Genomic DNA, 26,842 nt, shown 5'->3' on the forward strand with positions numbered 1-26,842 from the left:
TACCGGTGCTGGCAACTTGAGTTGATGGACTTCTGAGCGGGAAGCGGGATATTGCAGAGCTACAGCTCTTCAGCAACTCAACCACTTAAAAGAGAGGTGTAGCCCAGACCTCAATTTTTACAGACCCGGGCATTTAATTACCAAAAACGGCTAGAGATAAAAGTCACTAACCCGCACAGCGAATATCAGCAGAAGCTGCCGCATCGGGTACCAATCGAACATTGGCTACGGCTATCGCTGCGGCCCCCTCACTCTCCAAGCGGAAGGCACTGAAAACCTTGCTAAAGTCAGCGCCAGCTTTGGCGAAGCATTGCAGGTCCACCGAGAGACGGGTCCAGTTATTCAGCGGCATGGTTTTCAGAGTGGCTTGCAGCGGCACTCTGGCAATACAGCCCTCTCCACAGGTCACCGCCGCTTGTAACGGTTCGCGCAGCTTTTGATCAACGCGAATATTCAGACTCAAGGCTGAGCCCTCCTCCAAATAAATGTCCAAGTTCTGCATATACTCCGCAGACAACTGCACAGCACCGGGGCGCAGGCCCTTCCACTCGATCAAACGCGCATCCTCTTGAGAGGACATATCAATCGAGGTCACAACGATATTGTTATCCTCACCACTGGCCGCTCGGTTGCCATTCACTGGAACTGCCTTGGCTCCGTCCTCGGCAATATTCAATACCCAGGGAGCGCGCGGACGGGAAACCAATAACCAGGCATCCTCCAGTCCACCCGCAGCCATATTTTCGCTGGTCTCAGGCAAGTCGTTGCTGACCAGGGATTCCTCATTCACACTCAAGCCGTAACCCAAAGCAAACAGGGGGTCGTAGTGCTCGTGGTATGGATTCAAAACCGTTTGATTGGTGTACATCGGCCAGCTAAAGGGCAACTTACCAGTGAAATCGTATCGAATCTCACCTTTGGCACCTCGGAATAATACATCGGCCACACCGGCACCCTCAGACCCCGGCAGCCAAGCGGCCACAAAAGCATCCGATGCATTTAATTCACTGTTCACCCAAAGCGGGCGACCGGACAGGAAAACACTGACAACTGGAATTTCCTGTTTACGCAATTTCTTCAACAGTGCCAGATCTTTCTTGTTACCGCGCTGGTATTCCAGATTTGTGATATCACCATGCCATTCCGCGTAGGGTTCTTCACCATAAATGGCAATAGCCACCTGGGGTGCCTTGCCATTGGCAAAGCTGGCATCGGTAAAGCTTCCATCCTCACTCAGTATGGCTTCACCACCCACGCTCTTTACGGCTGCGGCGATGCCCTCAAAGATGGAAGTAGCACCGGGAAAATCTTCACGGGTATTACCAGTGCCCTGCCAGGATATTGTCCAACCACCACTTTGTTTGGAGAGGTTGTCGGCCCCATCGCCGACGACTAGAACATTCTGCTTCGCGGCTAGCGGCAACAATTGATCATTGTTTTTCATTAACACCAAAGACTTCCGCACTGCCTCTCTGGCGATAGCGCGGTGCTCGGCATTGCCGAGAATACCAGCCTTGCCCGCTAGGGGCATATTACGCTCGAACAAGCCGGCGCGAAGTTTCACTCGCAGTATGCGGCGCACCGCATCATTCAAACGCTCAGTGGGGATTTCACCGCTCTTCGCCTGAGCCAAGGTATTGTTGTAGAGGGCCTTCCAATCCGCAGGCACCATAAACATGTCCAGACCAGCGTTAATTGCCGCGGCACAACTTTCCAGAGTGCAACCCGGTACGAAACTGTGACCATTCCAGTCCCCGACTACAAATCCATCGAAACCCAAACGCTCCTTCAAGACATCTGTCAGCAAGTATTGATGGCCATGCAGCTTCTCACCATTCCAACTATTAAAAGAAGCCATTACCGTTTGCACACCAGCGGGCAAAGCGGTCAGGTAACCTGCCGCATGTACTTCTGCCAGCTCCTTTTCAGGCACAGCGTTATCCCCGCGGTCGATTCCACGTGTAGTTCCACCGTCACCGACAAAATGCTTAGCCGTGGCGACCAGGTTTTCCCCGCGCAGAAAATCGGCTTCGTTCTTGCCACCCTGCAACCCTTTCACCATGGCTTCCGCATAGTCAGCCACTACAGCCGGATCTTCAGAATAACTTTCATAAGTGCGTCCCCAGCGGTCATCCCGCACTACCGCCACAGTGGGGGCAAAAGTCCAGTCGATACCGGTAACAGCGACCTCGCGGGCCGTCGCACGACCAATACGCTCGATCAGCTCAGCATCCTTCGCCGCCCCGAGGCCAATATTGTGGGGAAAAAGAGTTGCCCCAATAACATTATTGTGACCGTGCACCGCATCGGAGCCCCAAATCAGGGGAATAGCAACACCGCCATCGGAAGTGTCCATGGAAGCCTTGAAAAAGGCATCGGAAAGCGCGAGCCAATCTTTAGGCGTGGCAAACTTATCGTTGTTTGGAAAGGCACCACCACCGTTTAGCACAGAGCCCAGATGGTATTTCTTAACATCTTCAGCGGTGACGTGGCGGACCTCCGCCTGAATCATTTGCCCCACCTTCTCTTCCAAAGACATGCGCGACATAATTTCGGAAATACGCGCTTCCCGCTTTTCGCTGCGTGGAAACGCGGGCTCGAGTAGCGGCCAGTTTTCCAGGCTACCGCCACTGCTTATCTGGGAGTTATCCTCTTTTGACGGAACTTCTTCCCCCTGCGGCTGACAGCCAACAAGTGCCGAAACACAGAGCATTAAGCTCAGTGAAAATCGTTTTTTTAATTTCACGGATAACTCCCAAAGTTTTCCCACGCGAGTCCTTCTGTCCTACCAATTCCATCGCTATCAGAATGAGTAACACAGATATTATTATTTCGGTGTAAATCCCATACTCCAGCCACAGCCAATAAGGCCCCGATTGGATTTCAGGTATTCCACGCAACGGTATCAACGGAGCAAAGTGCAATACTTGCCGAGGAGCGCCAATAGAAATCCGATGGATTGGGCTAAATCACAGACAAGGCGGAAAACAATTTCTAGCTGGACTACTTAAAAAATAGCCTGGAGAAACGTTTCAGTTGCCTTTGCCCACTACTCCATCGCAGCGCCACGCAGAGCCGGAGAAAAAGCACCGTAATAAGCGATATAGCAGTAGCACAGCAGCGGTACTAAAAAAGAAATCTGAATACCCGCTTCATCGGCGAGCATCCCCTGAAGCAATGGAATAACCGCACCGCCAACAATGGCCATGCACAGGACACCGCTGCCCTGACTGGTGTACTGACCCAAACCTCGCAACGCCAGGCTGAATATGGTTGGAAACATAATGGAGTTGCAACCCCCCACAGCGACAATCGACCATACAGCCAAATAACCAGAGGAGAGCATCGCCACCCCGATAAGTACTACAGAACCCAGTGAACACACTGCCAGTGTTTTTCCCGCAGAAACATAGCGCAGCAGCAGGGCCCCGGCAAAGCGGCCTACCATAGCGCCACCCCAGTAGTAGGAAACATACTTTGCCGCTTCAAATAACTGCATTTCAGCAACAGAGGATTCACTAAAAAAGCTAACCAGGAAACTTCCTATAGCTACCTCGGCGCCTACATAGGCAAAAATACCAATTGCCCCCAGTGTCAATCTGGGAAAGCGCCAAATGGAAAAAGTCTCACTGCGGGGCGGGCTTGTACTGTGAGAAAGGCGGTGTTCGGGGATTGTCGGCAAGCGAATCCAGGAGAAAAAAGCCACCATCATCAACAGCACTACTGCCAACCAGAAATAGGGTTTTTCCACCAGGGCCGCCTCCCTAGCGCGAAATTCATCGACACTAGTTGCCGTATCGGGATCGGCGCCCATTGAAATCGCGGCAAAAAAAACGGCACCACCGGCAACCGGCGCCAAGGTAGTTCCCAGAGAGTTAAATGCTTGGGTTAGGTTTAAACGGCTTGGAGCCGTTTTGGCACTACCCAAAGCAATAACGTAGGGATTTGCTGATACCTGCAATACTGTAATACCAGAAGCCAGTACAAAAAGCCCCAATAAAAACACTTCATAGATTTGCAGGCGCGCAGCAGGAATAAAAACCAGGCAACCAGCACAAGCCACTAATAAACCAAAGACCAACCCCAACTGATAACCAACTCTACGCAACAGCAACCCAGCAGGAACGGAAACCAGAAAATAGGCTGCAAAAAAGTAAAACTGTACCAGGACAGCGCGGGTATAACTCAGCTCAAAAACATTTTTAAGATGTGGCACCAGAACATCATTCAGCCCGGTGATAAAACCCCACAGAAGGAAAAGCGAAGTCAACGCTGCAAGATTTAAATACCCTGGAGAGCGCCCCTCTTGAGCCTGGGCATCTGAATCACAAACAGCCATTTCGTTCGAGTGAAGACTCGAATCGGGCAACATCTGGCGCATTGGAAACCGATCCCCAAATTTCAAACTCGTTTCTTGGCGATTATACTGTTCTTCCTAAACGCTTTTGAGTCGCCAGCGGAAAATTAAGGACAAAATGTGCAATTTTTTATAACCCTTAATAAAAAACACTTTCACTCAATGAAAGTTGTCTTATGGGTCCAGATTGCCGAAAGTAACTTGACTAATCACCCCGAAAAGCGACAAAAAGGACTAAATAAGGGCTAAGCTGGAATCCTAGCGCACAGGCCCACTGGCGGGCACCGGTAAGCCAAGGTAATATCTTCCGGATAATAATGAACGCGATGATGAGCGTCTATCCCGTCATTTTCACAAAATTAAATATACGGGACATCATGCAGTACTCTACCCGTCAATACTGGAAGGCAACTGCGGAAATTCCTTCGACCCGCTGGTTTTGGAAATTACAGCTGGTCAGCTGGATTGGCATTTTGTTGGTGACATTCCTCTCCCTGACTCTCTGGCATTCACCCACTGAGTGGCCAAGCTTCGAGCCAGCAAATACTATTTTCCAGTGTGCTGTGGCTTTTGTTCTCTCGATATTCCTAAGACCCATTTTTGATATCGCCTGGGACTCTGAACTGGCCGTTCGCACAGTTATCTATCTACTCGCCGTTGCGGTGATTTCCGGCATCTGGACCCTGGTGCGCATGGAGGCCTATATCCGCTTGAGCGGGGAGCACTCCATCTGGTCTGAATTCGGCGGCTGGTATTATGCCTCCCTCTTTGTCTTTCTTTTTTGGAGTGCACTTTACTGTGGGGTTAAATACCACATACTGCTGCAAGGGGAACACAAAAAAATGCTTGAAGTGGCCGCGGACAACGAGCGCGAGCAACTTCGTAGACTCCAGGCAGAGGCTATCGCCAATGAGGCCCAGCTTAAAATGTTGCGCTATCAGCTCAATCCCCACTTTTTGTTCAATACACTAAATTCCATTAATGCTCTAATTCGCTTTCAACAGGCCGATGAGGCCCGCGAAATGGTTGTACGACTCAGTGATTTCCTGCGCCTCTCCCTAAAAGAGAGCCCTATGCAAAAAGTAGAACTTGAACAGGAAGTCAAAGCAGCACTCCTCTATCTGGAGATTGAAAAAACCCGCTTTGCTGACCGTTTGACTGTAGATCTCAATGTCGATGAAACAGCCCGACAAGCATTGGTGCCCAGTATGTTGCTACAACCACTGGTAGAGAATTCAGTAAAATATGCCATCGCCCCCAATGAAATGGGAGGCACCATCGGAATTCATGCGAAAAGTACCGGTGAGCGCCTACTGCTGGAAGTACAGGATTCAGGCTGTTCGGAAGACTGCGCCGGCGAGAGAAATTTCCAAGCAAGTTCCACCGGTGTTGGACTGAAGAATGTACGGGAGCGACTTTCCAACCTCTATCCACAAAATTACCGTATGGAGCAACAGGAAAAACCTGATTGCGGGATGTCGATACGAATCAATATTCCACTAGAAATAGCCACTTATCCCACCTATAAAACACGGGGAGAAGTCCAATGAACAAACTCACTGTCGTGCTGGTGGACGACGAACCCCTAGCCCTGCGCCTGCTGCAAAGCATGTTTGAGGAATTCCCGGATATAGAAATTGCCGCCTGCTGCCGCAATGGGCGCGAGGCGTTGCAAGCCGTATCTGAATACAGTCCAGACCTACTGGTTCTGGATGTACAAATGCCAGGCATGAACGGCTTTGATGTGGTCAGTCGTCTACAGGCCGATACCATACCATTGGTAATATTTGCCACTGCTTTCGACGAATATGCCCTCAAAGCTTTTGAGGTTCACGCTGTCGATTATGTTTTAAAACCCTTAGAAAGCGCTCGCCTAGAAACCGCCCTTGATCGCGCACGCCAGCGCTTGCAATTGGAACATGCCGGTAAAAAGAATATCCACCAGGAAGAAAAAAACCGGCTGCTGCGCTCTATTGAGGAAATGAGTTCAACCAAGGGACAAGCCTCTGAGACTCGCACCCCAGTGATCAACAATCGCCTGGCGATTAAGGATCGCGGCAGTATTACTATGGTCAATCAGCAGGATATCGAGTGGATTGATGCCGCCGGTGACTATATGTGTGTGCATGTAAAAGGGGAAACCCATGTTATGCGCAGCACCATCAAAGACCTGCAAAAACAGCTGTGCCCGGATAATTTCAAGCGTATTCACCGCTCCACCCTGGTGAATCTCAACTATATCGTACACATCAAAGTACTAACTAAAGGAGAGTACTTTCTCACCTTAACGAGCGGCGCTAAAGTCAAAGTCAGCCGTAACTATCGCCTACCGATCAAGGAATTTCTCGAAGCCAACCGACGCATAGCTTCAGAAGCCTCCTAAACAGCTTGCCCTTCAACGCCACTCAATACCGGCAGGGACTCGCCGGTATACCAGCAAAATAACCAACCTAAGCAATATCTGATCCACGCCATCCAGTTAATACAGAGAGCCCCTATCTTTACAAAAAAAAGCCGGCAAAAAATACCGGCTAAACGAGCTCAGAAGAGAAGAAAAAAATTAAGAGCGTTTGTCTGGGCGGTGACCAATGGCACCGTAGTAAAGAATATAGAGGTAGCAGAAAATAGGCAGGACAAATGCCAACTGGATACCCACTTGGTCCGCCAATAATCCCTGTAATAACGGCACTATAGCGCCGCCGACTATAGCTAGGCACAAGATACCAGAACCCTGACTAGCCGCCTTGCCAAGTCTCGCAAGAGCCAAACTGAAAATTGTTGGGAACATAATGGAGTTACACAAGCCCACCGCCAAAACAGCATACATTGCCAGGTAGCCGCTACCGGCTACAGTGATAAGCAGAAGTAGGCAGGAACCCAGGGAACACATTGCCAGCACTTTTCCCGCGGAAATAAAGCGCATAATCAAGGCTCCGGCAAAACGCCCAACCATGGCCCCACCCCAATAGAGAGATATATAAAAGGCCGCCTCGGATTCCTCGAGACCTGCTATGGAGTCTTCGGCAATAAAGTTCACCAGGAAACTGCCGATAGAAACTTCCGCGCCGACATAAACGAAAATCGCTACCGCCCCTAATACGAGATGGCGATAATTCCAGGCCGAAGCTTCACCTACCTCCGATGGGGTCTGTGAAGTATTGCTGACAATAGACGGCAGATTCAAAAACGCAAAAACCAGGGCCAACACGGCTAGGGTAGCCGCCAGAATCAGGTAGGGCACTTCGATCACTGAGGCACTGACTACGCCGACGGCTACTCCCGCAGCTGGGAGAATTAATAATGCACCGAATTGTGGGGCTACGGTGGTACCTAGTGCATTAAAGCCCTGAGTCAAGGTTAGTCGGCTGGGTGCCGTTCGCTCATTTCCCAAGGCGGCAACATAGGGATTTGCCGATACCTGTAAGATAGTAATACCGGAAGCGAGAATAAACAGGGCCCCAAGGAAAAGCCCATAGACCTCCATGCGCTCCGCAGGAATAAATAGTAAGCAACCCAATACCGCGATAGTGAGGCCGGTGACGATACCTTTTTGGTAACCAATCTTACTCACCAGACTACCCGCCGGCAGGGAAACCAAAAAATAAGCCCCAAAAAAACAGAATTGCACCAGCATCGCCTGGGCATAGTTCAGCTCAAAAATCCCCTTGAGATAGGGAATCAGGATATCGTTCAAACAGGTAATAAACCCCCACATAAAAAACAGTGAGGTCAAAGCTACCAGCGCAAATTTTTGTCCCGCTTGATCACCAGCTTGTAACTGCACAGCATCCGTTGCCATATTCCTCTGCAAAATTGCCATATTTGATTCCCAGAAACTTCTGCCGCAACTAAACCGTAAATGGCAAGCCAGCACTTAAACACTTGTTATTCTTTTTGCTTTCTACCATGGAGGCACAGATACGACGCAGCGGTTTTCGATAAGGGGGGTAAAAAATGGGGGCAGTAGGGACAGTGTAAAGTGCCCTGGGCACGCTCAACTAGCGGGACAAACAAATAACAGAAGAGGAACAAGCAACCCAACAAATGGGGAATCGCCAAATATAGAGTAGATCTCGTAAAAAGAAACTGGACTCTAAAGAAAGAAAAAAGGGCAGCGCCATGATCGGGACTGCCCTTTTAAGGATATTAAGAAACGATATTGCCGTAGCTCATCAGGCGCTGATAGCGCTTTTCCAGCAACTCATCAATAGGAATAGCACTCAACTGTTCCAGTTGTTCACCGAGGCGCTCCTTCAGGCTCTCAGCCATGGCATCCGGATCTCGGTGCGCACCGCCGAGGGGCTCTGGGATGGTTTCATCCACAATACCTAACTCCTCCAACACACTGGAAGTCACCCCCATAGCCTCGGCAGCCAGTGGAGCCTTCTCTACGGTCTTCCAAATAATATTGGCGCAGCCCTCCGGAGAAATCACAAAGTAGGTGGAGTACTGCAGCATATTGAGCTGATCACCAACACCAATTGCCAGAGCACCACCGGAAGAACCCTCACCAATCACGGTACAAATAATCGGCGTGCGCAAACGGGACATCACCGCCAGGTTCTGGGCAATGGCCTCACTGATGCCGCGCTCTTCACTGTCGATTCCGGGGTAAGCCCCTGGAGTATCGATCAAAGTCAGCACCGGCATTTTAAAACGCTCGGCCATTTCCATAATGCGCAAAGCTTTGCGGTAGCCCTCCGGCTTAGGCATACCGAAGTTACGCGCAACCTTCTCGTTCACAGAGCGGCCTTTTTCTTCACCGATCACGGCTACTGGCTTGCCATTCAAGCGTGCGATCCCAGTAATAATCGCCTTGTCATCACCAAAATGACGGTCGCCGTGCAGCTCGTCCCAATCGGTGAATAGCCGCTCAATATAATCCTTGGAGTATGGACGCTGCGGGTGCCTGGCCACCTGGACCACTTGCCAGGGACTCAGGTCTGCGTAGATGGACTCGGTCAGAGTTCTGCTCTTATCCCGCAGCCGGGTCACTTCATCGGCGATATTCAGCTCATTGTCGTCCCCGACCAGCTGCAACTCTTTAATTTTGCTTTCCAGCTCTGCAATCGGCTGCTCAAACTCGAGAAAGTTGAAATTCATGAAATCTGCGCCTTAACTCTTTTCCATGCCTCTGGGCAATCACAGCGACATAGCTTAACTGTACAGAACCGACCAGTCGAGCCCAGTGGACTTTAACGCCGCTCAGCGTATTGAAGTGCCACCCGCTCACGTCCCAGCAACTCCCGCAGGGACTGAACCATCTGATCATTCGGCTCCACATTCCACTGTGGAGGCAGGCGGTAGAGACCTCGCGCATCGTGGCGCAACACTTCCAGACTGACCCCGCACTGGCCACCGGTATAGGGCTGCAAACACGAGGCCAGACGCTTGGCTAACCCAGGGGCCACAACACCGGTATCGACTTGCAGGCGCACACCGGTCACCCGGCTCTGACGCAGCTCATCCAGGGTGGAAACCCCATTCACGGTCATTTTCAGACCGCCGCTGTAATCGTCATTGGCCACGGGGCCTTCGAGTACCAGCAGCGCATCCTTAGCCAGCTTGTCGCGGTGTTCGCCAAATGCCTCGCTAAACATGGCCGCCTCAATACGGCCGCTGCGATCATCCAGGGTAACAATAGCCATGGAATCGCCACGCTTGGTCTTCATCACCCGCATAGCAACCACCAGGCCCGCCACTTTTTGCGCTTCGCGGCCAGGTTTTAAGTCGGCGATTCGCGCCTTCACCAGGTGCTGTAACTCACCGGCATATTCGTCAATGGGGTGGCCGGTGAGATACAGACCCAGGGTGTTTTTCTCACCCTCCAAGCGCTCGCGAATACTCCAGCAGCGAGTGCGACGGAAGTCCTCGTACACATCACCATCGGAAGATTGGGGCACCACCTCACCGAACAAATCCATCATGCCTGCATTGGCATTAGCCTTTTGCTGTTCCGCCGCCTTCACCGCTTCATCCAGCGCGTTAAACAGCACCGCGCGGGAATAATCCAAGCCATCACTGCCGCCAGTATCCGGCCCAATGCTGTCGAAGGCACCAGAGCGCACTAGCGCCTCTAGTGCGCGCTTATTCACCTTGCGCGGATCGACACGCGAGCAGAAATCGAACAGATCGGTAAAGGGACCGCCCTCTTCCCGCGCCGCAATAATATTTTCAATCGGCCCCTCACCCAGGCCCTTGATGGCACCGAGACCGTAAATAATGCGGTTATCGATATCCACCGAGAACTGGAAGCTACCCAGATTCACATCCGGCGGCACCAGCACCAGCTCCATGGCTCGGCACTCTTCGATAAAGGTCACCACCTTATCGGTCTTATCCATATCCGAAGACATGGTCGCCGCCATAAACTGGGCGGGATAGTGCGCTTTCAGCCAAGCGGTCTGATATGACACCAGTGCGTAAGCCGCAGAATGCGACTTGTTAAAACCATAGCCTGCGAACTTCTCTACCAGGTCGAAGATCTTAATCGCAAGTTCGGGGTCAATTCCTTGCTCTTTTGCCCCATTTTCAAAAGTGGCCCTCTGTTTGGCCATTTCCTCCGGTTTCTTTTTACCCATCGCCCGGCGCAACAGGTCAGCGCCACCGAGGGTATAGCCCGCCAACTCCTGGGCGATCTGCATAACCTGTTCCTGGTAGACGATCACGCCGTATGTGGGCTCCAGGATCGGTTGTAGTTTCTCGTGCTGGTATTTGGCATCAGGGTAGGCCACCTGAGCGCGACCGTGCTTACGGTTAATAAAGTCATCAACCATGCCCGATTGCAGCGGACCCGGACGGAACAGAGCCACCAAGGCGATCATATCTTCCAGGTTGTCCGGCTGTAGGCGCTTGATCAGGTCCTTCATCCCCCGGGATTCCAACTGGAATACCGCAGTGGTCTCTGCCCGCTTGAGCATCTTGAAGGTTTCATCATCGTCCAGTGGCAGCGCGGCGATATCCAGAGGTTCCAGCCCCTCGCGCGCTCGCGTCTCATCCACCATGCGCTTGGCCCAGTCGATGATGGTCAGCGTCCGCAGGCCGAGGAAGTCGAACTTCACCAGACCCGCATCTTCCACATCGTTTTTATCGAACTGGGTCACCAGGCCTGCACCGGTCTCATCACAATAGAGTGGCGCAAAGTCGGTAAGCTTGGTGGGGGCGATAACCACACCACCCGCGTGCTTACCCACATTACGGGACACCCCTTCGAGCTGCAGGGCCATCTCCCAGATTTCCTGGCCCTCGTCATCGTGGTCGAGGAATTCCCGCAGGATCTCTTCCTGGTCGAAGGCCTTTTGCAGGGTCATGCCCACATCGGGGGGAATCATTTTGGACAGCTTGTCGGCGAGGCCGTAGGACTTGCCCTGTACCCGCGCCACGTCCCGCACCACCGCCTTCGCGGCCATGGTTCCGAAGGTAATAATCTGGCTCACCGCCTGGCGGCCATAGTTATCCGCAACGTAGCCAATTACCCGGTCGCGCTTCTCCATACAGAAGTCGATATCGAAGTCGGGCATCGACACCCGCTCCGGGTTCAGGAATCGTTCGAACAGCAGATCGTATTGCAGCGGGTCCAGATCGGTAATGTCCAGCGAGTAAGCCACCAGGGAGCCGGCACCGGAACCCCGCCCCGGGCCCACCGGTATATCGTGGTCTTTGGCCCACTGGATAAAGTCCATTACGATCAGGAAGTAACCGGGGAATCCCATCTGGATAATGATATCCAGCTCAAAGCGCAGGCGGTCTTCATAGACCTGGCGGCGCTCGGCATAGTCCGCAGCGGATTTGTCGAGGATAGTGGCGAGGCGCCGCTCCATACCTTCATAGGAGACCTTTTCGAAGAACTGGTCTTCGGTCATACCCTCGGGAATCGGGTATTCCGGCAGGAAGTATTTACCCAGCTGGATCGGTGCGGAGCAGCGCTTGGCAATCTCCACGGTGTTTTGCAGGGCTTCGGGGATATCGCCAAACAGCTCCCACATCTCCTCTGGCGTGCGGAAATACTGTTCGGCGGAATAACGGCGCTCGCGGCGGGGGTCATCGAGGGCGCGGCCTTCGTGAATACACACGCGCACCTCATGGGCCTCGAACTCGCTCTCTTCCATAAAGCGCACATCGTTGGTGGCTACCACTGGCAAATTTAATGCCTGCGCCAAATCCACCGCCGAGTGCAGGTAGTCTTCATCGCCGGCGCGACCGGTGCGCTGTAATTCCAGGTAGTAGCGGCCGGGGAATAACTCCGCCCACTCCCGTGCCAGCTCCTCTGCCTGGGCGCGGCGCCCCGCCACCAGTGCACGGCCCACATCGCCGTACTTAGCACCGGACAGCATCAGCACCCCTTCGCTGTACTCCTTAACCCATTCCCGTTTGATATAGGCGTTACCGTGGTACTGGCCTTCCATCCAGGCGCGGGAAATCAGTTCGGTAATATTGCGGTAACCATCGGCGTTCATCGCATAGAGAGTAATCAGCGTCGGCTTGCCCTCGCCGCCTTCGCTGAGCCAAAAATCCGCTGCGGTAATCGGCTTGATACCGGCGCCCAAACAAGCCCGGTAGAATTTGATCTGCCCGTAGAGGTTGCACTGGTCGGTAATCGCCAGGGCTGGCATTTCCAGCTCCTGGGCGCGGGCGATGGCCGGCTTGATTCTTACCAGGCCATCGATCAGGGAAAATTCTGAGTGAATTCTTAGGTGGACAAAGGGTTGGGTCATAGTCGCATTTAGTTCCGGGCCCTGCGAGGCCCGGCCCCGACAAAGCGCTATCGATTGTTTACCAGATTCGGCCCATTTGCCGCGCGCGCTCGGTGCAGAGCTTTAACACTGCACGGCGCTCATCATTGTTCATGGAGCCCCAGCGGCTGATTTCGTTACCACTGCGAAAACAGCCCTCGCACAGGTCCTGCTCATTCAGGGCACATACGGAGATACAGGGGGATTTCACCGGGCGCTCTTTCGGCTCCACGGTTTTTACCGGTTGTTCAGACATCTTTAGCCTCAAGCGGGACCAGTTCACTGGCGAAATGTTTGCCGTTGGCCGCATAGTGATCGCTGCTGGCTTTGAGCAGCTCGTAGGTGGCGGGATCGAGAGATTTTACTACCTTGCCGGGAGAGCCCAGCACCATAGAGTAATCGGGGATTTCTGTGCCCTCGGTCACCAGCGCATTGGCGCCAATGATACAGCACTTGCCGATTTTGGCCCGGTTTAAGATCACGGCATTGATACCAATCAGGCTGTAATCACCAATGTCACAGCCGTGCAGCATCACTTTATGGCCTACGGTGACACCGGTGCCGATGGTTAATGGCACACCCACATCAGCATGCAGTACCGAGCCATCCTGTACGTTGCTGTATTCACCGATAGTGATCGGCGCACAGTCACCGCGTACCACCGCGTTAAACCATACGGAGCTGTGGGCGAGCATACGCACATCTCCAATCACATGGGCACCGGGCGCAATATAGTGGCCCTCACCTTCCAGTTGTGGCTGTTTATCCCCCAATCTGTACAGCATTTGGCCTCCGGCTCGATATGATTATGAACCGCTTATTATCTCGCGCCAAAGAGGCCGTGGCTAGGGAGAGATGATTGCGCTTTTCCCAATATTACCCGCTAGAGCAACTCGCCCTGCTGGACAAAGTTGGCACCCTCAAGAGAGAGTAAGCGCGCTTTCAAAGACAGGCCGCCGGCGTAGCCGGTAAGGCTACCATTGGCTCCGATTACACGATGGCAGGGAATAACGATGGCAATCGGATTCGCACCATTGGCCCGCGCCACCGCGCGAATAGCCCGAGGCTGGCCCAGCCACTGGGCTTGCTGGCTGTAACTGCGGGTTTCGCCAAAGGGAATTTGCAACAGCGCATCCCAAACCCGGCGCTGGAATTCAGTACCCTTTGGCGCCAGAGGCAGATCGAAGCTTTTGCGCTGGCCGGCGATATATTCCCGCAACTGCTGGACGGCCAAATCCGTCAGCTCCGAGGCGCCCCGCTGCCAACCGGCCCCCAAACGCAATGGTCGTTCATCGTCATAAAACTGGAGTGCAACTATACCTCTGGCGCCTCGGGAGAGCCCCTCTTGCTCGCAGGCTGCGATGGCAACATCCCCCAATTCCGTGGTGTAACTCTCATAGACAATCATTTTTTCTCTCCAGATTTCAGGGACTGCCACAACAAAATGGCTCCATATGCCCGCCAGGGCCGCCACTGCTCTGCCCGCTCCAGGGCCTGCTTGGGTTTTGCCTTTTCACCATCACTGCCCAGGGCTTGTAGAATACCCAAATCCGACGCGGGGAAAGCATCCGGCATCGACAGGCCGCGCATAGCAATATAATGCGCTGTCCAATCGCCAATACCCGGCAGTGCTGTGGCCTGGCTGCACCAATCCTCCAGGGACTGATCGGCAAAACTCACACGGCCATCCAAAGTTGCGGCGACAAACTCCTGTAGGGTTTTCACCCGAGCCCGGGTCAAGCCAAGATCGGCAAAATCCGCCTCGGCGAGACGCTCCGCCGTTGGGAATAAAAACCGCTCTCTGCCAGCATCGTCCACAAACGACTCCCCGTAGCGGGCCACTATACGTCCGGCAATAGTGGTCGCCGCCGCGACACTGATCTGCTGACCGAGAATCGCCCGCAGTGCATATTCGAATGGGTCCCAGGCACCGGGCAAGCGCAGGCCCGGATTCTTCGCCAACTGATCTGCCAGCAATGGATCTTCGTTTAATACTGTCTGGATCTCCTCAATATCCGCATCCAGATCAAACAGCCGGCGCAGGCGCTGGTTCAGCAGATATAACCCTGCCCCACCTTCCTGACCAAAAACCTCTACTACCAGGCGATTGCGTTCCGGGTCGTGGGAGACCTCCATCACGCCGCGACAAGCATCCAGTTCGAAACTGCGTGAATAGACCTCCCCCTCCACCTGCTCTACCCCCGCCAAAGCGCGAGTTCCCAAAAAAGCCAGGAGTTGCTGCCAATCTAACGGCGGGCGGTAATCCAGGTACAACCGCACCCGAGTCGCACTCGCCGTCTCGGCGCGCACTGCGTGTCCCTCCCTGCGCACCTCGGATGGAGTGCGTTGATAGATCTGTTTGAATACGCCGTTAAAGCGTCTCAAACTGTTAAAACCAGCCTCGTAGGCTATTTCAGCAATAGGCAAGTCCGTATCTCGCAGTAAACGAAAAGCAAACAGTGCCCGCTCGGTTTGCCAAACCGCCAAGGGGCTTACCCCCAAGTGCTCAGAGAACAGACGGCGCAAATAGCGGCTGCTGACCCCGAGACGCTCTGCCAATCGCTCCACAGATTGAGGCTCGCGCTCACTGCGCATCAGTTTTAAAGCGCGCTGCACGGTGGTCGAAACCAATCCCCAAGCTGGACTGCCCGGCGCAGAATCGGGGCGACAGCGCAGGCAGGGCCTAAAGCCCGCATTGGCCGCCTCCGCCGCAGTTTCAAAATAAGTGACATTGCGCTCCAACGGTGGCCGAGCGGGGCAGATGGGTCGACAGAAGATACCTGTCGTCTTCACCGCCGTAAAAAAACGCCCATCAAAACGCCGATCACGGGCAAGCCGCGCACTGGAACAAATTGCCGCATCAATTTTCATTTACCCTCCCGAATCTGACCTACAGTGTATTTCCACGCTGCCTTGGAAACTAGTCAAAAACGGAACTGACCCAAAAACCATTAGACCCGATAGTCACAATAAGACTCAAGCCTTCGTTATCATGAGAAATAAATTCACATAACCAATGTTTGTCGCGGCAATGACTATATCCGGTTGCCAGATTAATTTACGCACCTGATTACTCTTTACAACTCACAAGAAATTTTCAAAACTATCAACGTCTTTCCGCTTATTCCCCATCAAAAATACACACCGGCAACAAGCTGAAAAATTTCTCAGCACAAATGTTCGGGAATTTTCACTTCCCTCACTGCCAACAAGAAAAACTAAAAAAATAAACTGCCATTATTTTTTCAATAATCACCTTTATTCAGAGAAATCACACATATTTACCCACATCGAAATTCGGTGGCTCATCTATTCTGATAAGAAATAAAAATCAGGTATTTGCTCCACAAATTACATCTATAGGGAAGCAACCTTCAAGAAGTGGGCACTTATTTTCACTTCTATTTTCTCGTAGCAAATGACAGTTCTTCCCCAACAGATAACAAAAAAGTATTTGTTTCCAGAGATTTCAAAGCATGTCAAAAATATCGTTAATTGTATTTTTTCTTTCGCTACTGCTATTGAGTGCCTGCGGATCGGACAAAGGAAAAGCCCGAGCCGCCGATAACTTCCCCCCGGGCTCCAATGTGACAGACAGTGATGGAGATGGCATTCGCAATTCCGACGATAACTGCCCCAGCATCAGTAATCCCTCCCAAGATGACCTCGACAGCGACGGTAGCGGTGATGCCTGTGACAACGATGATGACAATGATAATCACCTGGACTTAGAAGATAACTGCCCACAAATCGCCAACATCGATCAGGCAGATAGTGACGGCGATAAAGTTGGCAATGCCTGCGATGAAGATCTCGATGGTGATGAAGTAGTCAACGATGCGGATAACTGTCCTGCAAACGCCAACCATGAACAGAGTGACACGGATGGCGATGGTGTCGGTGACAGCTGCGATAACGACCTCGATGGCGATGACTTCACCAATAGCCTCGATAACTGCCCTACCGTCTCCAACCCAGACCAAACCGATCAAGACAATGACGGCATTGGCGATCTATGTGATAGCGACAATGATACCGACAATGATGGCCTGGATGATGGTGTAGACAACTGCCCGCAAGTGCCCAACGGAGATCAAGTGGATACCGACAACGACGGCACGGGCAACGCCTGCGATAACGACGATGACGGTGATAGCATTGAAGATATCAGTGACAACTGTCCAGGCAAACCAAACCCAGCACAAGAGGATCAGGACAACGATGGATTAGGCAATATCTGCGATCCGGACCTCGATAACGACGGCATTGATAATGAAGCTGATAATTGTCCTGCTATCGCCAATACCGACCAAAGTGATATCGACTCCGATGGAAAGGGCGATCTATGCGATAGCGATGATGATGCGGATGGCATTGAAGACCATGCCGATAATTGTCCCATCGATGCCAATGCAGATCAAACCGACACTGATAGAGATGGCAGAGGCGACCTATGTGACTCCGACCGGGATGGCGATGGGGTAGACAACGATGCAGACAATTGCCCCCTCGTGGCCAATGAGGACCAGGTAGATACCGACGGTGACAGCTTTGGCGATGCCTGTGATAACAACTCTGATATCGACGGGGATTTAATTACTGACTATGTCGACAACTGTGTAAGCATTGCCAATACCAGCCAATTCGACCGAGACGGAGACGGTATTGGTGACGCCTGTGACAGCGATAAGGATGGTGACGGCAGTGCCAACACAGAAGATAACTGCCCTGCCATTCCCAATCGAGACCAAGCCAATAACGATAGTGACCAGATCGGCGATATCTGTGACAGCGACGATGATAACGACGGTATCATCGACCTGATCGATAACTGTCGCTTCGACCCCAATGCCCATCAAAAGGATAGCGATGCCGACTACCTCGGTGACGCCTGCGACCCCGATCTGGATAACGATGGCATCGTAAATAGCAGTGACAATTGTCCCCATAACCCCAACACACTCCAGGAGGATCATGATGGGGACGGCGTCGGGGATGCCTGCGATACCAATACCGATGCAGATAACGATAGCTTCGACGATGGTGTAGACAATTGCCCCGCAGTAGCGAACCCGAATCAATCAGATCAGGACAACGATGGCCTGGGAGACATTTGTGACAATGACCGGGATGGCGATGGTACGACAAATGAACAAGATAACTGTCCCTTCGTTCCCAATGATCAAAGCGATAGTGACGGCGACGAAAGCGGTGATCATTGTGACAACGATGTCGATGGAGATAGCATCGAGGACACCCTAGACAACTGCCCACATGTACCAAACCCGGAGCAGGAAGACGGGGATGAAGATGGCAACGGCGACGCCTGCGATAGTGATATCGATAATGACACCTTGGATGACAACGCAGATAACTGCCCAGCTATTTCCAATCCAACGCAAACAGATAGTGATGGAGACGGACAGGGCGACGCCTGCGACCCCGACGTAGATAACGATGGTGTGGAAAACACCTCAGATAACTGCCCTCAAACCTGGAATCCGAATGGAGAAGACTCTGATCAGGACGGCATTGGTGACGCCTGTGACTACGATACTGTCCTTTCCTGCACTTCCTTCGAGGGGCTTGAAATAATGGATGGCGCTAGCACAGAGCTGGAACATGGTATCAATGCTCCCTGCGATGGCTGCTCAGTAGTTTCATTAGCCAAAGTAGGCAATGGAATACTCTCCGATGCCGCCAGAATGGAAGTTGCGAGTGGCGCTGGAGGCAGCACTTATATCCAGGTCAACCACAGTAACGTGAAAAGTGGTCGCTACCTACTTAGCTTCCTGGTGGAAAATACGAGCTCAGTACTGGATCTTATCTACCTCAACAGTATTACCATCAGTACCTATCTGGACGGAACGGCTACAGGTGAAAGCATCAGCGGTTATAGGTTGGCTCCATTTAAGGTCAATGGTGCCCAGAATCACCGCCTGTTACTGGCAAATACTCAGGCAGACTTTAACCAGGTACGCCTGACTCTTGGCGGATTGGAGCTCACCAATAACAAGCTAGATATCTATCTCGCCTGTGCGGTTCCCATAAGCCTGCCGTAGTAAAGCCCTTATAAAAGCAATAAAGCCCCGAGTTCCGGGGCTTTATGTTTACAAAGGTTTATTGAAACGATATTTGACCGCGCATATAGTCAACGGCTTGGCCGATAAGAATAACCTCATCACCTACAACCTCACAGGTGAGCACTCCGCGCCTCTTTGATAGCTGCATTGCATTGAGATGTGACTTACCCAAAACCTGACTCCAATAGGGTGCCAACTCGCAATGTGCAGATCCTGTTACTGGGTCTTCATTGACTCGCAGCTTGGGAAAAAAAACAGCGACTGACAAAATCACAGTGATCCCCCGGTGCGGTAATCACCACACCCCTTAAATCGAGCTCAGCCATCAACATGAAATTAGGCTTAACGCTCTTTAGTTGAGTCTCGCTATCCAATACAACGATATAGTCAAAGGCAGCCAAAGTTTTCACAGGAACGACACTTAAAGCCTCAGCCAAACCTGATGGACATTCCGTTGGGGCAGGGATACTGGTAGGAAATCGCATTTTATAGCCGCCTTCGCAGAGCCCCACTTTTAACAGGCCACTGCGAGTTTCGAAGTTGATAACAGGCTTTGCGTACGATAAATGTTTAAACAAAACATGGGCTGCTGCCAGGGTGGCATGACCACAGAGATCCACCTCAGCTTCAGGTGTAAACCATCGCAGCCTATAACCCTCTCCCTCTGGAACAAAAAAAGCCGTTTCAGATAAGTTATTTTCTTCAGCAATATTCTGCATCTGTATATCTGTGAGCCACTCTTCAAGTGGACAAACCGCGGCCGGATTACCAGAAAACATTCTGGATGCAAAGGCATCTACCTGATAAATATTAATTTCCATGTTCTTCTAAACTTCCCACTTATAAAATAACAACTAGATTATTACTAGTAGTGCCTCTATTACAGGCAACAGATACAACGCAGCACAAAATAAACAAATATAAAAAAGGGACAACTTAGTGCCCCTTTAAGTAGAAACCCGGCTTTAAATATTAAGTTACATTTTCACCTTATCCATACCGCATACTCCAGAACTCTATCAATCCAAAGGGCAAACACTTGCCAGGGAGGTAGTGAAAGCCCGCTTCATAAACTCAAACTGCTCGTTGGTTTCCATATGTGCACTCAAGGAATTTCTGGCCGAGAGAAAGCGCTTTTTCTCAAGCTCCGTCATGCCGTCATGATAGAGGTATAATTTTTCAATCGGCTTCATGGCCGACTTTTCACTTCTATAAAATTTATCCTTGGACATAGCAAGGTCAACCTTATCCCGTATTGACCCATCCGGCATTATCTGAACAGACACACTCGGCACATAGTTTGCAATTGGCCCCTTTAGATTTAACACCTCGGGGTTCAACTCACTAAGTTTCTTGGCGATATAGACTTTCAGCTTGTTATTTCTAACTTCCAACTTCACAAACGGCTTTATTATTTTGAATTTATCTTTATCTTCTTCAAACAACTGCACAGACGCTTCCAACATCACTAAACTCTGAGTGTTTAGAAAACGTTCATATTCCTCTAATTGACAAGACGCCTGTACATACTGACTAAAGAAGAAGGCAAGAACCAGGGCTGGTATTTTCATAGTTCTAATGATTATCCTTAATTTTTAGATATGGACCGCCCAATTCCACTGGGCAAATCTGACGTATATCACACCCTATTCTAGTCGTCTTTTTTTCTTGGATAATCTATAGGTTCACATTTGCGGATCTTCCCACAGAAAATACGCAGCTTCCTTCATTTTTCAGGTTATATACGCCATACAAAGGCAACACAAATAAGTACAAGGGCCAGACTTTCAAGGATTCATTCACCACGAAAACCAATGTAATAAAGCTGCTTAGAAGCTGCTTCATAACTTGAAATCGACTATTCTAACGCAATTACATAGAAAAAAGTCCAGCAATCGTGAGCCAATTCAAGTTATAAAACAGTCTCTAGCGTCAACGCGTCATCGCCATAACGCTGCTGCAACTCCATATCAGCGGCACATACTGCCGGCGCAGTGTTGCGACCGAAGGGCTCGAGCAAGTAACGAAGCGGAATAAAAGGTGACAGCTCCCTATTCCCACTCTCTGTGCGGAAGAACAACTCGCGGTTAGTCACGATTGTAAGACTTTCAACCGTGCCAGTGGCATTTCCACGCAAGTAGATGTTCTAAAGTAAGGAGAACTCATCTTCCATCTTGACGAGAGGCTTGGGATTTGCCTCACGCGAGACAGGCCATAACCGAGAGCCAGCCCCACCTGCAATTATTAAGACATGCATGTCAACTCACTTGCTACTTATATCAAGATAAAAAAATACAGGAATAAATAAATCAAATCGTCACAGAAAACGCAGCAATTAAATTCTCACGAAATCGTTAATTGCTTCTCGAACGTTAATCTTGTTATGCATTACCCACCGCTGCCAGTCAGCGACCTCACTCCAGCCACTCAAGAAAACAAAGTCCAACCCTGCGCCACTGGCTGCCTGGTAGTCGTACTTACTATCCCCCAAAAAAAGTGCAGGTTTTAAGATATTCCCATTTGCCAATTCACGAGAAAGAATTTCATCCTTGGTATGCGGACTTCCAAAAATACCCCCATCAAATAACCCTTCCAATCCTCGCTGAGAAAACACATTGCGCAACTCTTCCTGATCCCCGCCAGAAACAATAAGCCATCGGGCGTTGATCGTTTTCTTACGTAACTGAGCAAGGCCGCTGACGATATCGCAGCTCAAAAGGCCTTGACGAACTTCTTCAGCGTACGTTTTCAGTAAAACGTCAAGGCCCGGCCCAGAACAACGCAATGCCAGCTCAGGCAGAATGTATTCAAAAAAATATGCAAACTTTTTATACCGTGATACACCACCATTTGCCAGATGATAGTCCACCATGGACTCTGCCGCAGCCTTCCCATAAGGCAAGACGGCTTGATAAAAGGCTTGAGTTTTGACAGAATTTGAATGCAACACCACACCATCACAGTCAAAAACCAAAGTTTCGTAGGCGGATATATCAAAGTTCATCGTAAAACTCTTTCATTGCCAGTGAAATTTGATAGCCCTCATACCCGTCAATATCCACACTGGAAATTTTACTGACCTGGTACATAAAAGGCTTTGAACCAAGAAAGTAACCTTCAGCCAAGGTAGCCTCTTTATTGCGCATGTATAAGCCGTTGGTAACTCGATAGATATTAGGTAATTCTTTACTGATGGTTTGATGCCTATCTGCACGATAATTCAATGGACCCTCATCACTCCAGAAGTATTCCTTCAGTAAATTAACAGACACCAAACTATCATGTATCTTATTTTCTACAACCTTAGAAAGATAATACTGAAAAGCCTCGCGATACTCTGAGGGCTTCATTAACGGTAAGACAACCGTTACCCAGGCAAAGTGTTCCGTAGGCAAATCATTGATAACTCCCTTGATTACCTCGCTAAACGACGCATCATGCCCAGTGCTAAGATAGCTTTTGGGAGGAATAAACTCAACGCCCATATTATCTGCAATGGCTTTTACATGGATAGAATTAGAACTTAAAAATATGCGATTCCCACTTTGCAATCGTTTTAATTGATCTATTTTCCACTCAACAAGATTTAGCTTCTCATGATAGGGAAGAAAAAAATTTTTCTTTAAGCGGCTACTGCCTTCCCGCACAGGTATAACCACAGAAATACCAGTAAATTCATTCATCCGATCATTTCTTTCACACCTATACAGGCCTCGAGATAAACGTTTACATCAACGGAGTACGCTATATAGTGAAAGCCCTGCTGACGCAAGATTTTGACATTATCGAGAGAATCACTGAAAGCGCCCAGTAGAACACCTTTCTCCTTCGTCTTTTGGGCAATCTCTCGCATTAAATATAAGACCTCTGGCGCATCTACATCACCAGGTTTCCCTACTGACTGCGAGAGATCATATGGGCCAATAAAGAGAACATCGAAGTTGGGCACGTCGAGAATCTCATCTAAATTCCGGACGCCTTCAATCCCCTCCACCTGCAACACTACAACTGCCTGGTTACCTTGCGCAAAGTAATTGGCTTTATCTTGACTACCGAACTGAGCTGCTCGAACAAAACGACATACACCACGGCTACCGTGGGGATAGAAACGCGCAGCGGCTACTGCTGCGTGTGCTTGGTCCGCCGTATTAATATTGGGCACCTGCACTCCAGCAGCACCAGCATCAAGCGCATTCCCAATAGCGTGAGCATCAACGCCCTTGACTCTCACGATAGGTTGCATCGACGTCAGGCGTGCTGCTCTAATATGATGCTGAAGGTTCTCCAGGCTAACAGGGCCATGCTCCGTATCTAAAATAATGAAATCCAGGCCAGATAGTCCTGCTGCCTCGACAAATGCACTATCAGTAGTCTTGCTAAACATCCCGACAGCCACTCTATTCTGCATGATATCAATCAATGCCATGTAATTTCCTACGAATCAATTTGCGCGGAATAGTGCACAGGTTAGAGTGCATAAACACTGGCAACATTAATGTTATAACGCGTTGGCGTGACAGCCTTAATAGGGGCAGCGCCTTCTGCGTCTCCATATGCAACCAATAGCTTTTCCATCTCAATATTACGTGGGTCATCTGCAGCAAACCCATCAAAACCAGCCATTAAGACCTGTTTCGCATTGCCACTGGTTGCCACAGCTAACGCATAGGCAACGACGAGCGATGAAGGCGCAGTGCAGTGAGTATCTCCAAACTCAAATAAACCTGCCTGCACATTTATGCCGAAGTCCAGCACCTCCTTGTCCGCAAGTAACCTCTGTACATCTTCCGGCAGCATCGAGTAAGGAGTGATCAAAGGCTGCGGCAATTGCGTATGTGCCCCACAGTCCGCCAACAAACGTAATGGGTGACAAGCCACGCGTAAATCTATCAATTCAGCATCAATAGCGTTTTGTGTGTTCAATGCCAATACCAATGGCTTTTGATCACTGATATAACGTTCAAGCGCCTGCCGATGGCGTGCGACACCGGGCCCAGTGCCGAGCAACAACACATCACGCCCCGTAAAATGCTCAAACGGCGACCATTGTCCTTTTGGTTCACCACGGAAGAAATGTCTCGCAGCATCCAAGGTATTCAGACTGAACTTTTTGCCACCTTTCAAGCGCAGATGCTCGATAACTGCCAAGACGTCTTCGTCATCGAAGCGAGAGTCACTGAGCATTTCCTGGATGTAGGTAGGATGAATACCGTACTTACCTGCCAAGTAATAGTAGGGGTTGGTGCCCCAACCGTAGTGGACCTGCATGGGCTTAAAATGCTTACGAAGTAGCGCCATCAACGGTACCATATTCGAAGGCTTACGGCCCCTCTCAGAAATTTCAATGGCCAATTCTTCTGTACGCGCATTCCCCGGCCCGCGCCCCATGCCTGTCACTGTAGAATCCACCCAAGTCACACCTTCATCCAATGCACGTAAAGTATTGGAGAGAGCCAGACCAAGATTGTCGTGAGTATGAATACCCATCTCACCGTTCCACTCACTGCGGAACCAGTGGATGAGCTGCGTCACTTGATCCGGGTTCATGCTACCCATACTATCCGCAAAGTAGAGTACATCCAGAGGATACTTTGCCGCTTCTCGAGCTAGGCCCTTTACCTCTTGCTGGGTTCGGTCGGCTACTTGCATTAAATTAAAACCGACCTGATAACCCCGCTCTTTTAACCAGCCCACTGCCGGCAGTGCCTCGGTAAATTCATGCACATGGCAAGCAATACGCACTAAGCCCACTGGGGATTGATCTGCAGGCACAGGGAATAAATGCTGCAGCACCTCTTGCTGCGGGAAATCCCCAATCAGCTCAATGCCGTTAACCATGACACCGACGCCCAAGCCTGCCGGAATATCTAAGCTTCTAATAAAATCATCAGTAGTAAACGCACAGGGACCTTGAAAACCTTTGCTTTTCAGTGTGCGCAACCCCAATTCCACGATATCCACACCTGCGGCCTCGACGGCCTCGATGTAATTAAGGATAAGATCTCTAGAAAAATCCCAGCAGTTGTAATAACCACCATCTCGCATGGTGCAATCTAAAAATTTCATAATCTAGGCCTTATATAAGCTTAAAATGAAAAACCTTGAAACACTCGAGAGATGAAGATAAAAACTTATAGCATCATTGATGCAGAAACTTTTGGCCTCCAATCGCTAGACCGATTTATCAAAAGTTTCATATCAAGGAAACCAACATTTTCAGGCACATCCACAGAAAAACTTCCCTTCACCTCCCTATCTAACACTGCAACTCCCTTAGAGTCCTTAAGTCTTAAAATTAAACTTTTAATGTTTTTCGAGTAATCATCCAATCTAAAGGATAATTTTTTATTGCTGATAAATGGAGCATCAAATAGAGGGCTCTCATACGTACCTGCGCCATTCTCAACTGTTTTTTTCAAACTTGAGAGCCAATCATTTAAAGTTAAAGTCAAATCAATACTATTTTTCAACGCGCTGATCAAATAACTTGAATCTATACTGATATCTTGTCGATCCCAATCGTCCGTAGATATCTCCCCGACATCAGACACCATTTTTTTTGGTACTTCATGGGTGAGAGGGTGAAGAAAACTTCCTCTACCGAAAGCTAATTTAGGACGATAAGCAATACCTGGACACGCCCCTATGGCAGAGCACCATATAGAATCCGTTAAGTAACTTGAGAAATAGAAATCTACGCTTGAAGCGACAACTACCTTCTCTTTGGCTGTGGCTCCAATCAAATTAAGAACATTACTCTCTGGAAAATTTGATACTATAGAATTAAAGCAGCTCAATTCACTAGAGCACTTTGAGGCTACAAATTTTTCACGATCCTCTGAAGGTACACGAGTAAGCCCATCAAAAACAAAGAGAGGATTTTTATACTTACAGGAGAGGTAGTCTATAACACCACATATTACAGCCTCTCTTTCTATGAACTTACGCTTTTCAAGACTCAATCCAAACCAAAACACCCTATCAAACCTGCTAAGCTCCCCCTCACCATCAGTCCTGGACTTAACCAATGAAGATTTCAAAGTTTCGAAGAAATTTCTGGGTGATCGGGTATAAAGAGATTTTGACGGCATCAAATAAAAGCCAGACTCTTCTGATTGCTCGCATCGAACAAATGATGTCGAAACCTCATCCAGCTCGACAAAAGAACCAGAAATATTTCGATACTTAACCTCTCCCAACTCATGAATCAAGCTGAGTGTTGGATAGAGCTTGTCATAAAAGTAATGATATGGCCTACGGTACCCATTCAATATTCCATTAAAGCAGCCTTTATCGCCAATGGATAGATTCATCAAGGAACTTTCAAAAATTTTTTTAGCTTTTGACTTGGAACTATTTCCACATACAACCAAGTCGAAAGCTGGAATATATATAGAGTCACAAAAAACAAGATGCTGAATCACCCAGAATCCTGCTGCACCACTTTTAAAGTACAAAAAATTATGAGGGCAAATAAAACAACTCTGATTGCAATAATCACTATCGCCACCAAAAACCGAGGGTGAAGTTATACGACCACCTGCAGTAGCTTCCTTTGTTATTTCAGAAAACTGCCTCTCTTCGAAATAAATAAAAACATCAAGTGCCCCCCTCCCTAAACCTCCGAAGCTGTCAGGTTTAACATCTTTTCGATCTACAAACCTCATCTG

The 26,842-nt window shown here is 49.9% G+C and carries 22 protein-coding genes; 3 read left to right on the top strand and 19 right to left on the bottom strand.

Annotated features, from left to right (window positions below):
- Window positions 1-166 precede the first annotated feature (166 nt).
- Window positions 167-2,746 carry a glycoside hydrolase family 3 protein gene (locus ACJJIC_RS17930; protein WP_445357553.1) on the bottom strand — a complete coding sequence of 860 codons (2,580 nt, stop codon included), beginning with the start codon at window positions 2,744-2,746 and terminating at the stop codon, window positions 167-169.
- A gap of 303 nt (window positions 2,747-3,049) precedes the next feature.
- A complete protein-coding gene (locus ACJJIC_RS17935; protein ID WP_444909046.1) occupies window positions 3,050-4,381 on the bottom strand; it encodes a sugar MFS transporter in 1,332 nt (443 codons plus the stop codon).
- A 353-nt stretch (window positions 4,382-4,734) separates the two neighbouring features.
- Here ACJJIC_RS17935 and ACJJIC_RS17940 point away from each other — a divergent pair, with 353 nt between their 5' ends.
- The gene (locus tag ACJJIC_RS17940) at window positions 4,735-5,907 is read left to right on the top strand and encodes a sensor histidine kinase (RefSeq protein WP_445357554.1); all 1,173 of its coding nucleotides are present in this window, start codon (window positions 4,735-4,737) and stop codon (window positions 5,905-5,907) included.
- A complete protein-coding gene (locus tag ACJJIC_RS17945) occupies window positions 5,904-6,740 on the top strand; it encodes a LytR/AlgR family response regulator transcription factor (protein ID WP_445357555.1) in 837 nt (278 codons plus the stop codon). The genes ACJJIC_RS17940 and ACJJIC_RS17945 overlap by 4 nt, the downstream gene beginning before the upstream one ends.
- A 177-nt stretch (window positions 6,741-6,917) precedes the next feature.
- Here ACJJIC_RS17945 and ACJJIC_RS17950 read toward each other — a convergent pair whose 3' ends face one another.
- The 7 genes from ACJJIC_RS17950 to ACJJIC_RS17980 all read right to left on the bottom strand — a co-directional run bounded on the left by ACJJIC_RS17950 (window position 6,918) and on the right by ACJJIC_RS17980 (window position 15,960).
- Window positions 6,918-8,177, bottom strand: coding sequence for a sugar MFS transporter (locus ACJJIC_RS17950; RefSeq protein WP_445357556.1), 1,260 nt, complete (start codon window positions 8,175-8,177; stop codon window positions 6,918-6,920).
- Between the two features lie 326 nt (window positions 8,178-8,503).
- A complete protein-coding gene (locus ACJJIC_RS17955; protein ID WP_252085077.1) occupies window positions 8,504-9,460 on the bottom strand; it encodes an acetyl-CoA carboxylase carboxyltransferase subunit alpha in 957 nt (318 codons plus the stop codon).
- A gap of 92 nt (window positions 9,461-9,552) precedes the next feature.
- Window positions 9,553-13,071, bottom strand: a complete 3,519-nt coding sequence (dnaE, locus tag ACJJIC_RS17960; protein WP_445357557.1) for a DNA polymerase III subunit alpha — start codon at window positions 13,069-13,071, stop codon at window positions 9,553-9,555.
- A gap of 58 nt (window positions 13,072-13,129) precedes the next feature.
- Window positions 13,130-13,345, bottom strand: a complete 216-nt coding sequence (locus ACJJIC_RS17965) for a DUF1289 domain-containing protein (protein ID WP_108732299.1) — start codon at window positions 13,343-13,345, stop codon at window positions 13,130-13,132.
- On the bottom strand, window positions 13,338-13,874 hold the full coding sequence (locus ACJJIC_RS17970) for a gamma carbonic anhydrase family protein (RefSeq protein ID WP_252085074.1): 537 nt from the start codon (window positions 13,872-13,874) through the stop codon (window positions 13,338-13,340). Before ACJJIC_RS17970 ends, ACJJIC_RS17965 begins: the two co-directional genes overlap by 8 nt.
- A gap of 98 nt (window positions 13,875-13,972) precedes the next feature.
- Window positions 13,973-14,497, bottom strand: coding sequence for a methylated-DNA--[protein]-cysteine S-methyltransferase (locus ACJJIC_RS17975; RefSeq protein ID WP_445357558.1), 525 nt, complete (start codon window positions 14,495-14,497; stop codon window positions 13,973-13,975).
- Window positions 14,494-15,960, bottom strand: coding sequence for an AlkA N-terminal domain-containing protein (locus ACJJIC_RS17980; RefSeq protein WP_445357559.1), 1,467 nt, complete (start codon window positions 15,958-15,960; stop codon window positions 14,494-14,496). The genes ACJJIC_RS17975 and ACJJIC_RS17980 overlap by 4 nt, the downstream gene beginning before the upstream one ends.
- A 605-nt stretch (window positions 15,961-16,565) precedes the next feature.
- Here ACJJIC_RS17980 and ACJJIC_RS17985 point away from each other — a divergent pair.
- Window positions 16,566-19,151 (top strand): thrombospondin type 3 repeat-containing protein, encoded by a 2,586-nt coding sequence (locus ACJJIC_RS17985; protein WP_445357560.1) that lies wholly within the window; start codon window positions 16,566-16,568, stop codon window positions 19,149-19,151.
- Window positions 19,152-19,209: 58 nt separating this feature from the next.
- Here ACJJIC_RS17985 and ACJJIC_RS17990 read toward each other — a convergent pair whose 3' ends face one another.
- From ACJJIC_RS17990 to ACJJIC_RS18035, 10 genes are all read right to left on the bottom strand, one after another.
- Window positions 19,210-19,446 carry a PhzF family phenazine biosynthesis protein gene (locus ACJJIC_RS17990; RefSeq protein WP_445357561.1) on the bottom strand — a complete coding sequence of 79 codons (237 nt, stop codon included), beginning with the start codon at window positions 19,444-19,446 and terminating at the stop codon, window positions 19,210-19,212.
- Window positions 19,400-19,993 carry a PhzF family protein gene (locus ACJJIC_RS17995; RefSeq protein ID WP_445357562.1) on the bottom strand — a complete coding sequence of 198 codons (594 nt, stop codon included), beginning with the start codon at window positions 19,991-19,993 and terminating at the stop codon, window positions 19,400-19,402. Before ACJJIC_RS17995 ends, ACJJIC_RS17990 begins: the two co-directional genes overlap by 47 nt.
- Window positions 19,994-20,191: 198 nt before the next feature.
- Window positions 20,192-20,743, bottom strand: a complete 552-nt coding sequence (locus tag ACJJIC_RS18000) for a hypothetical protein (protein ID WP_444885676.1) — start codon at window positions 20,741-20,743, stop codon at window positions 20,192-20,194.
- A gap of 341 nt (window positions 20,744-21,084) precedes the next feature.
- Entirely contained in the window at window positions 21,085-21,309 is a 225-nt protein-coding gene (locus ACJJIC_RS18005; protein WP_445357563.1) for a hypothetical protein, read from the bottom strand.
- 9 nt (window positions 21,310-21,318) lie between these two features.
- Window positions 21,319-21,429: a sugar phosphate nucleotidyltransferase gene (locus tag ACJJIC_RS18010; protein WP_444909037.1), complete on the bottom strand. Its 111-nt coding sequence runs from the start codon at window positions 21,427-21,429 to the stop codon at window positions 21,319-21,321.
- A 78-nt stretch (window positions 21,430-21,507) separates the two neighbouring features.
- Window positions 21,508-22,176, bottom strand: coding sequence for an HAD family hydrolase (locus ACJJIC_RS18015; RefSeq protein WP_445357564.1), 669 nt, complete (start codon window positions 22,174-22,176; stop codon window positions 21,508-21,510).
- Complete coding sequence (locus ACJJIC_RS18020; RefSeq protein WP_445357565.1) at window positions 22,166-22,855, bottom strand: cytidylyltransferase domain-containing protein; 690 nt, start codon at window positions 22,853-22,855, stop codon at window positions 22,166-22,168. The genes ACJJIC_RS18015 and ACJJIC_RS18020 overlap by 11 nt, the downstream gene beginning before the upstream one ends.
- On the bottom strand, window positions 22,852-23,598 hold the full coding sequence (locus ACJJIC_RS18025) for an HpcH/HpaI aldolase family protein (RefSeq protein WP_444909034.1): 747 nt from the start codon (window positions 23,596-23,598) through the stop codon (window positions 22,852-22,854). The genes ACJJIC_RS18020 and ACJJIC_RS18025 overlap by 4 nt, the downstream gene beginning before the upstream one ends.
- A 41-nt stretch (window positions 23,599-23,639) precedes the next feature.
- Window positions 23,640-25,238: an aldolase catalytic domain-containing protein gene (locus tag ACJJIC_RS18030; protein WP_445357566.1), complete on the bottom strand. Its 1,599-nt coding sequence runs from the start codon at window positions 25,236-25,238 to the stop codon at window positions 23,640-23,642.
- A 65-nt stretch (window positions 25,239-25,303) separates the two neighbouring features.
- A complete protein-coding gene (locus ACJJIC_RS18035; RefSeq protein ID WP_445357567.1) occupies window positions 25,304-26,839 on the bottom strand; it encodes a hypothetical protein in 1,536 nt (511 codons plus the stop codon).
- Between the last annotated feature and the right edge of the window lie 3 nt (window positions 26,840-26,842).

The sequence above is a fragment of the Microbulbifer mixtoriginis (SeqCode) genome (genome assembly GCF_052468275.1).

Excerpts from the sequence above, each read along its gene's own strand:
- ACJJIC_RS17975 (WP_445357558.1), bottom strand. The coding sequence starts at position 14,497 with ATGATTGTCTATGAGAGTTACACCACGGAATTGGGGGATGTTGCCATC.
- ACJJIC_RS17935 (WP_444909046.1), bottom strand. The coding sequence starts at position 4,381 with ATGCGCCAGATGTTGCCCGATTCGAGTCTTCACTCGAACGAAATGGCT.
- ACJJIC_RS18025 (WP_444909034.1), bottom strand. The coding sequence starts at position 23,598 with ATGGCATTGATTGATATCATGCAGAATAGAGTGGCTGTCGGGATGTTT.
- ACJJIC_RS17945 (WP_445357555.1), top strand. The coding sequence starts at position 5,904 with ATGAACAAACTCACTGTCGTGCTGGTGGACGACGAACCCCTAGCCCTG.
- ACJJIC_RS17985 (WP_445357560.1), top strand. The coding sequence starts at position 16,566 with ATGTCAAAAATATCGTTAATTGTATTTTTTCTTTCGCTACTGCTATTG.
- ACJJIC_RS18010 (WP_444909037.1), bottom strand. The coding sequence starts at position 21,429 with ATGCATGTCTTAATAATTGCAGGTGGGGCTGGCTCTCGGTTATGGCCT.
- ACJJIC_RS17970 (WP_252085074.1), bottom strand. The coding sequence starts at position 13,874 with ATGCTGTACAGATTGGGGGATAAACAGCCACAACTGGAAGGTGAGGGC.
- ACJJIC_RS17980 (WP_445357559.1), bottom strand. The coding sequence starts at position 15,960 with ATGAAAATTGATGCGGCAATTTGTTCCAGTGCGCGGCTTGCCCGTGAT.
- ACJJIC_RS18015 (WP_445357564.1), bottom strand. The coding sequence starts at position 22,176 with ATGAACTTTGATATATCCGCCTACGAAACTTTGGTTTTTGACTGTGAT.
- dnaE (WP_445357557.1), bottom strand. The coding sequence starts at position 13,071 with ATGACCCAACCCTTTGTCCACCTAAGAATTCACTCAGAATTTTCCCTG.
- ACJJIC_RS17950 (WP_445357556.1), bottom strand. The coding sequence starts at position 8,177 with ATGGCAATTTTGCAGAGGAATATGGCAACGGATGCTGTGCAGTTACAA.
- ACJJIC_RS17955 (WP_252085077.1), bottom strand. The coding sequence starts at position 9,460 with ATGAATTTCAACTTTCTCGAGTTTGAGCAGCCGATTGCAGAGCTGGAA.
- ACJJIC_RS17995 (WP_445357562.1), bottom strand. The coding sequence starts at position 19,993 with ATGGAAATTAATATTTATCAGGTAGATGCCTTTGCATCCAGAATGTTT.
- ACJJIC_RS17965 (WP_108732299.1), bottom strand. The coding sequence starts at position 13,345 with ATGTCTGAACAACCGGTAAAAACCGTGGAGCCGAAAGAGCGCCCGGTG.
- ACJJIC_RS17940 (WP_445357554.1), top strand. The coding sequence starts at position 4,735 with ATGCAGTACTCTACCCGTCAATACTGGAAGGCAACTGCGGAAATTCCT.
- ACJJIC_RS18035 (WP_445357567.1), bottom strand. The coding sequence starts at position 26,839 with ATGAGGTTTGTAGATCGAAAAGATGTTAAACCTGACAGCTTCGGAGGT.
- ACJJIC_RS18020 (WP_445357565.1), bottom strand. The coding sequence starts at position 22,855 with ATGAATGAATTTACTGGTATTTCTGTGGTTATACCTGTGCGGGAAGGC.
- ACJJIC_RS18000 (WP_444885676.1), bottom strand. The coding sequence starts at position 20,743 with ATGAAAATACCAGCCCTGGTTCTTGCCTTCTTCTTTAGTCAGTATGTA.
- ACJJIC_RS18030 (WP_445357566.1), bottom strand. The coding sequence starts at position 25,238 with ATGAAATTTTTAGATTGCACCATGCGAGATGGTGGTTATTACAACTGC.